Origin of the sequence: Terriglobus sp. RCC_193 (assembly GCF_041355105.1) — a bacterium.
Taxonomy (GTDB): domain Bacteria; phylum Acidobacteriota; class Terriglobia; order Terriglobales; family Acidobacteriaceae; genus Terriglobus.
Genome location: NZ_JBFUPK010000001.1, coordinates 1,838,524 through 1,852,281, shown reverse-complemented (window position 1 = coordinate 1,852,281; position 13,758 = coordinate 1,838,524). Strand labels below are relative to the sequence as shown.

The window sequence follows — 13,758 nt, the reverse complement described above, 5'->3', positions numbered from 1 at the left end:
TCTCAGGAAGGAACGCGCGGATGAATCTCGGATCGACGCTAATGGCAACTGTTGTGATGACCGTGGCTCTTGTGACGAGCGCCGTGGCGCAAGGCCCTCCGCCCTCGGCACCGCCTCCCGCGAAGGTCACTACACCGGAGATCGTCCGCATGGATCCTTCCCTGGACGCCATCATCGCGCCCGGCACACAGCTTGAACGGGTGGCGGACGGTTTCGCCTTCACTGAAGGTCCCATGTGGCGCGAAGGCCACCTTTGGTTTTCAGATGTGGTGGGCAACAAGATGTACAGCGTGACGCCGGACGGTAAGTACACCGTGTTGATTGACCATGCGGGTGGACTGGAAAGTTATCCGGCTGGCATGTCCAAGGGGTCGAACGGTATGGTCACTGCAAAGGATGGCAGCGTGCTGATGACGCAGCACGGTATCCGGCGAATCGCCCATCTTGACGCGACCCTGAAGCAGACAACGTTTCTGGACAACTTCGAAGGCAAAAAGTTCAACAGCCCCAATGACCTGGTCTTTGCGCCCGATGGTTCGCTGTGGTTCACGGACCCGCCGTACGGACTGACGATGCAGGATCGCGATCCGGCAAAAGAGGCGCCGTTCAACGGCGTCTATCGCTTCGCGAACGGTAAGCTTACAGCCGTCATCAAGGACCTGCGTCGCCCCAACGGCATTGGCTTCACACGCGACGGTAAGACGCTGTACGTCTCCAACTCCGGGCCGGAGATGTACGTGGAGAAATACTCCGTCAACGCGGACGGTACGGTGTCGCAGGGCACTATCTTCATCGACTATCCCGGCCGTGCGCCGGATGTTCCGGACGGCCTCAAGCTGGACTCCGCGGACAATCTCTGGAGCACTGGCCCTGGTGGCATACGCATCATTTCTCCGGCCGGAAAGGTGTTGGGGCAGATCAAACTACCAGAAACTGCAGCCAATCTTGCATGGGCAGACGGTGGCAGGACGCTCTACATCACCGCTTCCACCAGCATCTACCGCCTGAAGGTGGCGACACCGGGCAAGATGCCACTGTACGTGAAGTAAGTGATGAAGGAGCAGGCAGCATGAGTGCAAGAGGCGGTATGAAGATGCGTTGGGCGCTTGCGTCATGGCTGTTCGTGCTGAGCGCTGTCGCGTTCCTTGACCGCACCAACGTATCCATCGCCGGGCTGCAGATGAGCAAGGAATACGCACTTGGCAACCAGCGGCTCGGCTGGATGGCGAGCGCATTTCTCATTGCCTATGCGGCCTTCCAGGTGCCGGCGGGATGGGTCTCTGCGAAGTTCGGCCCTCGTCGCGTGCTGGCTCTCGGCGTGGTGTGGTGGGGCGTGGCAACTGCGCTGACGGCATTGCTTCCGCCATCCGTGTCGCATGCTGCTGCCATCCTGGTTGCACTTCGCTTCGGCCTGGGCATCGGCGAATCTGTCATGTACCCTGCGGCGAACCAGTTTGTCATGCGATGGTTTCCTGCTCAGGAACGAGGCTTCGTAAACGGGCTCATCTTCGCTGGCGTGGGGGCGGGCAGCGGACTTACGCCGCCGTTGTTGACGTGGTTCATCCTTCACCATGGCTGGCGCTCCGCGTTCTGGTTGAGTGCAATCGTTGGTATGGTGGCCGGGGCTATCTGGTGGTGGATTGCACGTGACCGGCCGGATCAGCATCCGTGGGTGGCGGTGGCTGAGGTTGATGAGATTGTCGGCAGTAGTACCGATGCGCACGAGGAGAAGATTCCGTGGCGATTGATGCTGAGGCGCTTCGATCTTCTGGCCATGATGGGCGCTTACTTCGGTTTTCTGTACGTGGCGTGGATCTACTTCAGTTGGTTCTTCATTTACATGGCGCAGGTGCGCGGGTTCGACATGAAGGCCAGCGCCCGCTACACCATGTTGCCGTTCCTCTCCATGACGCTCTTCTGCCTGCTCGGTGGCAAGTGCAGTGACGTGCTTGCACGCAGCTTCGGTGTGCGCGTGGGGCGTTGCTTTATCGCGGCTGGAGCATCTCTGCTGACGGCGGTGTTCTTGTTGCTTGGATCGCAAATCCACAACCCGCAGTTGGCAGGATTGACCCTGGCGTTGGGCGCGGGCTCTCTTTACTTCTCACAAAGCTCGTACTGGGCTGCGTCTATCGATATTGCGGGTATCAGCTCCGGCGTGTTCTCCAGTGCGGTGAATATGGGTGGCCAGATTGGCGGCGCGGTGACAGCTTCGTTGACGCCCTGGATCGCTCATCGTTTTGGCTGGACAACGTCGTTCGGCGTTGCAGCCGCCTTTGCTGTTCTGTCCGCATTGTTGTGGCTCACTGTTCATCCAGAGCATCCGCTTGGTGTCGAAAGGTCAACCCAGCCACGGAACCATCTCGCAGAGCAAACCCTGGCAACGCAAGAGTTGTAACAACGGTTTTGAAGGAGAAGAACATGCACGCACTGGTGAAGGCCGCACTGCTAATACCGATGAGTTCTATGGCATTTGCGCAGATGGGGCCGCCATCAACTGGTCCCCAGACGCTTGCCCAGCGCATCGGTCATACGGATCCTGCGAAGGCCATGCATCAGACCGCGGTGCATGATGGTGCCGGTGCTGTGGACTTTCGCCCACTGCTTGGGTTTAACTCTGTCGACACGAACCTCATCTTCTTCCACCGCGGCGTCATTGAGCCGAAGAGCGGGATCGGGCAGCACTTCCATAACAAGTGTGAAGAGATGTTTGTCATTCTGGATGGCGAGGCGCAGTTCACCGTCGACGGGCACACATCACTGCTGAAGGGGCCGGTTGCCGTGCCTGATGTGATGGGCCACGCCCACGCCATCTACAACGCGACCGACAAGCCTGTACAGTGGCTGAACATCAACGTGGGCATGAGCAAGGCATACGATGCCTTCAATCTCGGTGACTCACGTGTGGGAGCAACACTGGATCCCATTCCGCAGTTTATGTCGGTTCACTTTGATCGCGCGTTGCTGAGGCCGGTGGAGAAGATGGGCGGAGGGACGGGCACGGTGCAGTATCGTCGTGCGCTGGCACCAAGCGTCTTCACCACTACATGGTCGTACGTGGACCACCTGCTGCTGCCCCCGGGTAGTTCTGTTGGGCCAGCCACAAAGGCTACGATCAGCGAAGTCTATTACGTCATGAGCGGCAGCGGCGAGGCACACATTGGTGCGGAGACTGCGGCGATTCACACCGGCGATGCGATCCCGGTACACACCAATGAAGCGCAAGGCTTCACGAACAACGGCACAGAGCCGCTGGAGCTTCTGGTGGTTGGCGTGGCGAAAGACTTCGCCGCAAAGGATGCGTTGTTGAATGCTCCACGCGGACGCCAGTAACCGGCGACCGCATTCATTGAATTACTTCGCGGCTGAAGACTTCAGCGTGATGCTGTAGAGCGAAGATCGCGCCCCAATGTAAAGCGTGTTGCCGCTGATGGCCAGCGAGGAAGGACGCTCCGGCACTTCCACCGTGCCCAGCGGCTTGCCTGCGCGGTCATAGACGAAGAGTTGCGCGCCCGCCACGTACACGTTTCCATCCGCGTCCTGCACCACAGATGTGCCACTGCGCGGGATGAACGTCGTTGCGGTGAGATGCGTCAATGCATCCAGTGAAACGCGGTATACCTTGTCATCTTCTTCGCTGACTGCAAGCGCGCTGTCGCCCACACGGAATGCTTTCAGTTGCACTGACTGTTGCAGGCCCTTCCAGCTTCCGCCAGCAATTACGGCCGTGTCTGTGCCCGGCGCGTAGAAGTAGCTGCGTGGCTCGTTTTCCGTTGCGCTGACCAACGCCATGTTGCTGCGCCCGGCGTACACAAAGCCCTGGTGCGCCACCAGGCGCTGGATGCTGCTTATGTCGTTGTGGAAGCCGACCGGAATCAGCAACTGAACGTCTTGCTTCAGGCCACCGTCCGTCAGCTTTTCTGCTGCTCCGGTCTTTGTGTTCACGCTATAGACAGCCTTGTCGCGATCCACTGCAAGCAGCGTGTCACCACTGCCGGGCCATGCCAGTGCCATAGGTTCCGGCACAGTCTTGGTCAGCACCTTTGCGGTCCCGGTGGGTTCATCCCACTGTGCGACAGTCGCCAGCGTTGCATCCGCAAAGTAGAGCGTGCCATGACCATCGACGGTGAGACCCGATACGTCGCGATACCCCGAGATGAGCTTCTTCAACTCGGACGCGAAGACCGGCAAACGCATCTCTTTCACAGGAGGGTGAGTGCCGAGATGAAGCAGGAAGCTGGTGAAATCATGTGTTCGAATCTTTGTATCGTTGTCCTCGTCGATCAGGCTATTGTCAAAAGCCAGACGCGTCATGCTGAACACGTGGACATTGGCAAAGTGGATGTTGTCTGAGCCTTTTGCCGTGGTGGCTGCAAGCTTCGGGATGACATTGCGCGAGACGCGGTAGTTGAACAGGTTCGCGAAGGTAATATTCTTTGCATTCACCAGCTCTAAAGCGGTAGCGTCTGCCCCATTGGGTTTTTCTTCCTCTGTCTGCAGGGCGTATACCGTCCAGTTCGCCGCGTCATGAAACTGCACCTCGTTCTGCATGTGGTGCTCGCATGAAATCTGGTAAGCAACGGAAGGTGTTTGCGTGTGTTCCACCAGCAGACCGGAACGAGCTGTCGTGTCCGCCGTCCACACATCACGGAATAGTCCACCTCCACCATCGCGTACCCACAAGCTGGGGTATTGCGAGGCCCGCATATCTGGCCGCTGCGCGAAGGGTACGGTCGAACGCACAAGCTTTGGAGCGATGGCCGGACGCACTCGCATTCCGGCGGGGAAGTTCACGTCATGCATCAATGAGTGAGATCCGCTCCGCCACACCACGCCCGCGGCACGGGGCGCAATATCTCCGGTGAACACACCAATACCGCTGACGATCTCGTGCCCGTTCGGTGCGGTCTCCAGCAATGGCACCGCTGCGCCAGTGCCTGTGAAGTTGGCATCGTTATCCTGCACCATCAGCACAGCCGTTGCGGGATTCAGTCCCACCAGCACTGTGTCAGGCTTGGTGTGCAGCGTGCCGCGCAAACGGTACATGCCTGTTGGGAAATACAACACGCGATGCGAGTCGATGGCGCGCTGCAGTGCTGCGGTATCGTCTGTGCCGCCATCGCCCGTTGCCCCCAGTGTGCGCACATTCGTCCATTTGCTTACTGGTGGCATGTCTCGGATGTCACTCGGTGGAAGCGTTGGCGCAGACGGCAGACGCTTCTTGCCAGACAGGATCAACCTTAGTGCACCTTCGCGACCGTCTGGCAGAATCTGCTGTCCCGCAGTCATGTTCGCAACGGTGTAGTACCGATCCGTGCTGCGCGGCATAGCCGCAGACTTCAATCCTCCAACCGGATCGTCGACGAAGGCTGCGACGTGGTCGCAAAGAATGTTATCGAGCGTGACCTGGTTGTGCTGGCTTGTGGTGTCACCCAGAACGAACGCAGTTTTACTGATGTTCTTCAGCAGCAGGTCCTTTGCATAGAATTGCTCTGGCATGTTCTGCGGCGTCTCGATAGCAACGGGCACGTCGGTGATCTCATCGCGCACCAGCGTCATTCCCACTTCCTGGGTGTGGATAGCGGCACGACGCTGGCCGTGGATGCGCGAGTCCATCAGCAGAAACTGCCAGGCCGGCGCGGTGCGAACACTCACAATGCCATATTCGCCACCATCGATGTCCAGATTTTCCGCCTGATTGCCGACGTCTTCCAACGCCGCGCGGCCCTCACCTACGCTGAAGTGCATGTGGTCCAGAAACGAGTGCTGTGCCACATGAAACCGCACTACAATCGCAGCGGGATTGCCTGCGCCAATTTCGAAGTCAATGTTGCTCAGTCCGCTGTAGAACGTGAACTCGTTCGCGTCCATGATGGCTGCACCTGCGACGGGTTTGTTTGCAGCAAACTGCAGCATATACCGTCCGGTTCCCAGAAAGTCATGGCCGCTTTGAAAGCCCGGCGTGTTCGGCGCCAGCACCAGCACCGGCCGCTGCGCACCATACCCGAAGATGCGAATGCCCGACCACAGGTATACCGTCTTCGTAACGCGATAACGCCCCTGTGGCAGGAAGACGACGCCGCTGCCTGTGGTATCCGCAACCTTGTCGATGGCCGCCTGCAGCGCCGCAGTGTCATCGGCAACGCCGTCGCCGCGCAGTCCACTCGCCGTCACGGCCAGGGCATCGTCTGGCTTTGTAAGGTAAATGGATTGTGCCTGGGACATCGCAGTGACGATCAACAGAAGAAGCAGAAATAAAACGCGCATGTACGCTCTCAGAACCCGAAGTTCGCAACAGCATACGGGTGCGATGAGAGAAGGGTAAAGTTTTATTTTCGGTGCGAAGTAAATACGCTGTCACACCAGTGCGGCATGGAACATCAGCGATGACGTTTGGGTGATGATGAGCGAGAAGAAGACGTCTTAGCCAAGGCAGCCTTGGGGGGAACACCGGTCGTCTGCCGAACGATCAGGCTCGTCTCCACCTGCTTTGGAGCAGTGCCCGGGTTCAGCAACGCATACACGGCACTTGCTGCAATGTCCCGGCCTGACATGCGGATGGTGGTCAGCGGCGGCAGGACGTACTCCGTCAGCTTGATATCGTCGAAGCCAATGAGGGAGATGTCGTCCGGAATGGACAGTCCCGCTCGCGAGATGGCGTGCATGGCACCCAGAGCGCTCACGTCGTTCGAACACATAATGGCGGTCGGCGGCTGCTTGATACTTAGCAGGTGCTCCACGCCGCGAGAACCGCCTTCTGATGTGTGATCGCCGTGGAAGATGCAACTCTCCGGCACACGGATGCCGACACGCTCGGCTGCGGATAGAAAGGCATCCAGCCGAGCATTTGCAGAGTGCAACAGATGTGGCCCGGTGATGTACCCAATGCGCCTGTGGCCCAGCGCAGCCAGGTGCTGCACCGCCTCGCGAATGCCCTGGTCATAATTCACATGGATGATGGAGATGTTCTTCTTCCGTGGCGCCACATCAATGAAGACCATCGGGATGCCTTCCGAGGAAAGCCGCTCCAGGATGGGCTGCTCAATGCCAAAGGTCATCACGGCAACACCTTCGACCTGGCGCTCCAGCATTCTCTGGACGCATTGCTCCATGCGCTGCAGATCGTAATTGGTAGACCCAATGAGGGCCTCGTAGCCCACATCAATTGCTTTGTCCTCGAAGCCTTGAATCAGCTCCGGGAAGAAGGGGTTGGTGATGTCGGAGATGATGACGCCCAGCAGTCTGCTGCGGCCGGATACCAGTGCGCGCGCCTGCGTGTTGGGTACGTAGCCCAGCCGCTGCACCGCTTCCCAAACCTTCTTGCTCAGCTGCGCATCGACGGTCGGGACCTTGTTCATTACGCGGGAAACAGTAGCCACGGAAACGCCGGCCGCCGTGGCTACCGTGCGAATGTCCAGTTTTGCCTTCGACTTCTTCGCCGTGGCTGCGCGTTTCCGTATGGCCAAAGTGTGCCTCGCTCAACTCAGGATGATAGCAGCCTGAGTTGACCCAAAGGGGATGCACTTAGGGAGTACAGAAGCTGCTGGCGCAGCGCGCGCAGATCCGCAGGCGCGGCAACTGGTCAACCAACAGTCTTTCATGTCGCGCTGGACGTCTTTGCTGTAGATCCTTCGCTGCGCGCGCCATCTACCGCTTCGCCCGGCCGGTCTGCTACCAATCTGAATGGCAGCTTACGCGATGACGTTTTCCAGTGTCCCGATGCCGTCAATGGTAATCAGTACCTTATCGCCCTGGTCCAGAGTGAAGTCGTCGCCCGGCACAATGCCGGTGCCCGTAAACAACATGGCGCCCTCTGCGAACGTCATCTCGCGATACAGGTAGCTGACCAGTTCCTTCGGATCGCGCTTCAGTTCCCGCAGCGTGGTGCTGCCTTCAAAGGCCGCGACACCGTTGCGCTGAATCTCCAGCCATATGGCTGAGTTCTTGTCGATCGGCCCTTCCAGGATGAGGATGCACGGGCCGATGGCGCAGCTACCGTCGTACACCTTTGCCTGCGGCAGGTAGAGCGGGTTCTCGCCTTCGATGTCTCGCGAACTCATGTCGTTGCCCACGGTCAGCCCCACAATTTCGCCGTCGCTGTTGATCACCAGCACCAGCTCCGGCTCCGGCACATTCCACTTGGAATCCTTGCGAATGCGAACGGAGCCACCGGGTCTAACCACGCGTGAACCGACCGACTTGAAGAACAGTTCCGGACGCTCTGCCGTGTAGACACGATCGTAGAAATCACCGCCGCCGGAATCCTTTGACTCCTCAATGCGCGCGTTGCGGCTGCGATAGTAGGTGACGCCGGAGGCCCAGACTTCCTGGTTCTGTACCGGTGCCAGTAGTTCCTCGGAGGAAGGCGTATCCACCGGTGATCCCTTCACCGCCTCTCGTGCGATGGCGAGGATGTCCCCGCCACCCAGGATTTCATCCAGCCTGGCTGTAGCGGCGTTGTAGAACTTACCTTCTGACTCGATCAAAAGACCACGCTTTGTGTTGTAGAGCTTCATCCGTTTCTATCCTTAAGTGTTGGAGTGCAGGTGAGAGAAGTCATTGTCTTACGCTGAGAGAGTTCGTTGACGAGGTAGCAGCAAGATCAAGAGCGACGACACGATGACAGCAATCGACATGAGCAGAAAACCCGCCTTGGGGCCGCCTGTGGCTGCTTGCAGCCAGCCTACAAAGTAGCTGCCCACAAAGCCGCCCAGCGCGCCGGCAGAGTTGATCATGGCCATAACTTCGCCGGTGATGTTCTTCGGAACACGCTCAGGAATAATGGCGAAATATGGCCCGTACGGCGCATACATGCCCGCTCCCGCCAGCACCAGGCAGACAAACGCAACTGGAAAGCTCTTGCCGGATGCAAAGTAGGACCCAAGCATGGCGAAGCCAGCCATCATCAGGAATGGCCACACCACTGGCGCCCGCTTCATCGTCTTGTCGGAGATGGAGGAGGCAACCAGCATGAAGACGGCAGCGACGGCATAGGGGATCGCCGTCAACAGGCCTGTGGTGCCCATGTCAGCGCCCGAACCCTGCCGAACGATCGTCGGCAGCCACAGCACGAAACCATAAATGCCCAGGCTCCAGCAGAAATACTGCACCGCCAGCAGTAGTACATCGGGCCGGAACAGCGCCTCACGCACTGCCTTTACCTCGGCAACCTCCGCCTGCTCGGCCAGCAGAACAGCGTCCAGTGTGGCCACGGATTCACGCTTAAGCCATCCTGTTTGCGAGGGGAAATCCTTAATGAAGATGATCCATACGAAGGCCCAGATGATGGAGGGTAGCCCTTCCACAATGAACGTCTTCTGCCAGCCAAGCGAGTCAATCAGCTTGCCGGTCAGGGCAGACATCCAGAGGACGGTCACCGGATTGCCCAGGATCAGGAAGGTGTTAGCACGCGACCGTTCGCCCTTGGTGAACCACCGCGTCAACAGCAGAAGGATAACCGGAAAGATAATGCTTTCCGCGACGCCGATGAAGAAGCGGTCGACGACCAGCAGCCAGAAGTTCCGTATCACGCCGGTTAACGAGGCGAGCACGCCCCAGGTGAGCAGCGCCGTGAAGACCAGCTTCGCGGCGCCATGTTTGCGCGCAAAGGCCGCACCCGGAATTTGAAACAAAAAGTATCCCAGGAAGAACGACGCACTGATCAGCGATGTCTGCGCGCCCGTGATGTGTAGCGTCTCCGACAGGCCCGCGGCTGCCCCCAGGCCAAAGTTCGCGCGGTCAAGATAGGCAAGGCTGTATGTCACGAACACCGCAGGCAGCATGAACAGAAAGCGCCGGCGTAGATCACTGTGTTGCATCAAGGAGAGATCGGCTGTTTGGGTCTTCGTCACTCCATGGGCTCCAGCGTTCGTTGCGCTTACTATGTTGTCCCCGCGCCAACCCTTTGACGAGGCTGGTGCTGGTGATTGTCGAAACTACTGCAAGAAGGAAGGTGAGCCGGCCACGATATGGGCGCGGCCAGTTTTTATGCCAGGATGATCTTTCGCGCTGCGCCGTCAGGATCGTTGACCATGTGGCACTGATTGTCGAAGATCATGGTTTGATTGTTTGTGGGGTCGCTGGGTGACCACTTCAGCGTGGCAGTACTCGGCTTGCCTGTCGCGGCAAACGTGGCCCAACATGATGCCATCTTCTTTGCTAACGCCTGCGCTTCCGGCGTGTTGCCCGTGCCTTGCTCGCAGCGCTTTGCGTTGTCGAAGCAGAACTGCAGTTCTGCCGTGTGCCACGCTCCCGGCAGACCATCCAGGATGGGCGTCTGCCATGTGAAGTAGTAGGCGTATGCGGGCGCAGCGTTCAGGTCATGCTTCTGCTTTGCCATCTTCACCACGTTGTTGCGCATGGCGAGGCCATTCAAACCAGGTGCTCCGCTGCACATGTATGACAGTGTCTGGATCGCCTTATGCGGGTATGCCTGCTTCAGTGTCGACACCAGTGCTGTTGCTTTTTCCTCGCCGTAGGCCTTTGCCAGGTTGGCGTGCCACTGTTCCTCGGTGGGATGTTGCGACATGCGGTTGCCCTCTTCGCTGACCGAACCCACCAGCATGGGTACGTTTTTTGAGATATCGGGCGCGCCGTCATAGAACGAACGCATGGTGATGTTTTTGCCGTCAATGCTGGGCGACCAACCGGCGCGCGGCGGACTGCCCATCGGACCACTCATCGGAGCTCCGGCCGGATTCACCTTCATGACAGCGGCATTGCCAGCCGCATTCAGCCTGGCCCATTCCATCTTCTGCAGTGCGCCGATGTCGTTCTTATGGAGCCCCAGGTCTTTCATCAACTGCCGGCTCACCTCACGCTGCTGCTCCCGCGTGGGGATGTTGCCGCCGCCACCGGACTGCGCGGCTGCGCGGCTGAACAGGCCATTCGCGTTGGGCATGCCCATCAGCGTCGTGACCTTTGATCCGCCGCCTGACTGGCCATAGATCATCACCCGATCCGGGTCGCCGCCAAAGTTTGCGATATTCTCGTGCACCCATTTCAGCGCGACGACAAGATCGGTCATGCCCACATTGACTGAGTCTTCATAGGCCGATCCACCAATCTCCGCAACATCCAGGAAGCCCAGGATATTAAGCCGGTGGTTCACGGAGACCTGCACCACATCGTGGAAGCGAGCCATGTTCGCGCCCTCGTGCGAAGGCAGTTCGTACGACGATCCAAACGAGAAGCCGCCACCGTGAATGTAGAACATTACCGGGCGCTTCCCCGTCAGGCTCGGTGTCCAGATGTTCAGCTTCAGCATGTCTTCGCTGATCCAGCCGTCGTCCCAGTCCTGGATGAAGGTTTGCGCGCCGGTCCAGCTATGCAGATTCTGTGGACAGTTGCCGCCATAGGTCAGCGTCAACATTTCATCGGTCCATGCCGCAGGGGCCTTCGCAGGCAGCCAGCGATTCTCGCCCGCCGTCGTCGCGCCGTAGGGCACTCCTTTGAAGGTGAAGACACCTCCATCCAGGAAGCCACGCACCTTGCCGTACTGCGTCTTCGCAATGGCGGATCGCGGCGTGGAAAGCGTTCCCGGGCCGCTGTGTGCCGCGGTCTTTACGCTGTCCGATGCCACGACTGCCAGCGGCATGGACAACCCCAGCCCAGCTGTTGCTGACAGCTTCAGCGCATCACGTCGGCTGATGGTTCCGTTTCCTGTGATTCTGCCCATGTTCCTCATCTCCGAAGTGCGTGATTGTTAACCGCAGGAGGTCCTACTTCAACGGGATATCAATGACCTGAATTGTGTTTCCTGGAACGGAGTAGGGAAGGCTTGCCTTCCAGTCCGCAGACGACACCACCGTCTTCACCGCCTCTGGCCGCTCGATCGTGTTGGTTTCCCAACGGCTGGCTGCGTGCAGTGTGGAGGTGGTTGCCTTTCTTGCTGAGGCTGTGGGAATGTTCAGAGTTAGTTGCTGCGTCTCGCTGGATCCGTTGACCAGCTTCAGGTGCAGCACTTTGTCTGCGGTCGACACTGTGGCAGACCAGAAGAAGCGGCTGTTCAGGCCTGTCGCATCGGTCTTCACCGTGTGATCGCCAAGATGGTTTGCAAACAGCGCCTGCGCGTAGTACGAAGGCGATCCGTATGCGCGCGCAGCGTCATAGCCGATGAGATCAGAAGGCCACTGCATGCCTCCGGGGTTCACGTTCACGAACAGCGGCGCATAGCAGGACATGATGATGATGTCACTGTTGCGCTCCATGCCTGTCATCCAGGCCGCGTCGCCCAGTGCGGCGCCGAAGTCAGGCGTGGGGGAACCGGTGCGCGTCGCCCACTCACCTACAAAGATCTTTGGTCCTTTGCGGTCGGTCTTGTCGTACATGTGCGCCATGGCAAACATCTCTTCGGGTGAACGATAGTAGTGATCGTCCTGCACATCTGGGTTGCCACGCGTGATGGGCATGGTGGTGATCAACTGCAGCTTGGGATACTTCGCTCGGATGGCCTTGGCAAAGTCATCGAAGCGGTCTTCGTAGGTCTTCGCCTTGTCGAAGAAATCCTCATTGCCAATTTCCACATAGTGAAGCGGGAAGGGCGCCGGATGCCCATTCTTCGCGCGCTCCGCACCCCACTTCGTCGTGATGTCGCCGGTCACGTATTCAATCTCGTCCAGGGCTTCCTGAATGAAGGGTTTCAGCTCCGCTCCGGTCACGTGTTCGCCCTTCAACGAATATCCCGCATACACCGCCAGTACCGGTTCGATCTTCAGATCTTCTGTCCATTCCAGGAACTCGAGCAATCCCATGCCGTCAGACGACGTGTAGTTCCACGGGCTGCGATGAGTGGGACGGTCCACCAGCGGGCCGATGGTTTCCTTCCAGTTGAAGCGCTCCTTAATGGTGTCGCCTTCGAGATAGTTGCCGCCGGGAAGACGCAGGAAGTGCGGCTTCATGTCGGCCATCATTCCCATTAGGTCGGCGCGGTTGCCGTTTGCGCGGTCCTTGTACGTCGGGCCCATCAGCGACACAAGCTGCAACCCCACCGTTCCCGGCTGGTCGAACAAGATTTCAAGATGAAACGTGCTGGATGCAACCGTTTTTGCACTCGATTTCATCGTGAACGTGTATTGCTTCCAGGCGGTTCCCTCAAGCGCTACATCTGCCGTTGCCACCGCTTCGCCACTCGTATCTGCAATCAGCAGGATGTGCGCATTTCGAGCACCGTCCGGCCTGGCATACAGCGATCCGGTATACGTGGTGGAAGGCTTTACGCCCATGCCCCAATACCCGGTGTTGGCGACGCCTGCCTGCTCGCCAGCGGCGGCCTTGATGGTCAACTTCATGGATGTGGGCAGTGCGGTGCTTGGCCCGTCCGTACCGCCTTCGATCTCCACTGAGCCATTCCCGCGCGAGGCCGGAAGCCATGAAGCGAAGTTCTTGCCGCGGTGCTGGAACGAGCGATTGCGGACCATCTCCGCGTACAGGCCACCGTCGTAGGAGTAGTTAATCTCCTCTGTCATCAGGCCATAGAGCATGGGACTCACGGGCGCAATGGATGCGGACGTATCCACCGTCAGGCTCGCTCGCTGTGCCGGAAGTACGGCCGCACACAGGACCAGCGAGGACAGCGCGATGCTCCTCTTCAAAGTTGCACCAGAGACATGTTTCATGGACTACCCTTTCGTGGCGCGCGGAACGCGTTGAGCAATTGCAGCTCGACCATCCATACGCCGATCGCAGAATTTATGAGAAAACGTTTACGTCGAAACGATAAGGAGCAGGCGTAGGTGTGTCAAGGATGGAACGTATGCAGCA

Annotated in this window: 9 protein-coding genes; 3 read left to right on the top strand and 6 right to left on the bottom strand. The window is 58.7% G+C overall.

Annotation, left to right across the window (positions count from 1 at the left end):
* Nucleotides 1-41 precede the first annotated feature (41 nt).
* Genes AB6729_RS07730 through AB6729_RS07720 form a run of 3 tightly spaced genes read left to right on the top strand, consistent with a single transcriptional unit; the run spans nucleotide 42 to nucleotide 3,330 of the window.
* The gene (locus tag AB6729_RS07730) at nucleotides 42-1,049 is read left to right on the top strand and encodes an SMP-30/gluconolactonase/LRE family protein (protein ID WP_371080999.1); all 1,008 of its coding nucleotides are present in this window, start codon (nucleotides 42-44) and stop codon (nucleotides 1,047-1,049) included.
* Between the two features lie 20 nt (nucleotides 1,050-1,069).
* The gene (locus tag AB6729_RS07725; RefSeq protein WP_371080998.1) at nucleotides 1,070-2,395 is read left to right on the top strand and encodes an MFS transporter; all 1,326 of its coding nucleotides are present in this window, start codon (nucleotides 1,070-1,072) and stop codon (nucleotides 2,393-2,395) included.
* 23 nt (nucleotides 2,396-2,418) lie between these two features.
* Nucleotides 2,419-3,330: a cupin domain-containing protein gene (locus AB6729_RS07720; protein WP_371080997.1), complete on the top strand. Its 912-nt coding sequence runs from the start codon at nucleotides 2,419-2,421 to the stop codon at nucleotides 3,328-3,330.
* Nucleotides 3,331-3,351: 21 nt separating this feature from the next.
* On the opposite strand, the gene AB6729_RS07715 is transcribed toward AB6729_RS07720, so the two are convergent.
* The 6 genes from AB6729_RS07715 to AB6729_RS07690 all read right to left on the bottom strand — a co-directional run bounded on the left by AB6729_RS07715 (nucleotide 3,352) and on the right by AB6729_RS07690 (nucleotide 13,613).
* Nucleotides 3,352-6,264 carry a glycosyl hydrolase family 28-related protein gene (locus tag AB6729_RS07715; RefSeq protein ID WP_371080996.1) on the bottom strand — a complete coding sequence of 971 codons (2,913 nt, stop codon included), beginning with the start codon at nucleotides 6,262-6,264 and terminating at the stop codon, nucleotides 3,352-3,354.
* Between the two features lie 113 nt (nucleotides 6,265-6,377).
* Complete coding sequence (locus tag AB6729_RS07710) at nucleotides 6,378-7,463, bottom strand: LacI family DNA-binding transcriptional regulator (protein WP_371080995.1); 1,086 nt, start codon at nucleotides 7,461-7,463, stop codon at nucleotides 6,378-6,380.
* 225 nt (nucleotides 7,464-7,688) lie between these two features.
* A complete protein-coding gene (locus AB6729_RS07705) occupies nucleotides 7,689-8,513 on the bottom strand; it encodes a fumarylacetoacetate hydrolase family protein (RefSeq protein ID WP_371080994.1) in 825 nt (274 codons plus the stop codon).
* A 48-nt stretch (nucleotides 8,514-8,561) separates the two neighbouring features.
* On the bottom strand, nucleotides 8,562-9,848 hold the full coding sequence (locus AB6729_RS07700; protein WP_371080993.1) for an MFS transporter: 1,287 nt from the start codon (nucleotides 9,846-9,848) through the stop codon (nucleotides 8,562-8,564).
* A gap of 134 nt (nucleotides 9,849-9,982) precedes the next feature.
* Entirely contained in the window at nucleotides 9,983-11,674 is a 1,692-nt protein-coding gene (locus AB6729_RS07695; protein WP_371080992.1) for a carboxylesterase/lipase family protein, read from the bottom strand.
* Nucleotides 11,675-11,717: 43 nt separating this feature from the next.
* Complete coding sequence (locus AB6729_RS07690) at nucleotides 11,718-13,613, bottom strand: alpha-L-arabinofuranosidase C-terminal domain-containing protein (protein WP_371080991.1); 1,896 nt, start codon at nucleotides 13,611-13,613, stop codon at nucleotides 11,718-11,720.
* Nucleotides 13,614-13,758: the final 145 nt, after the last annotated feature.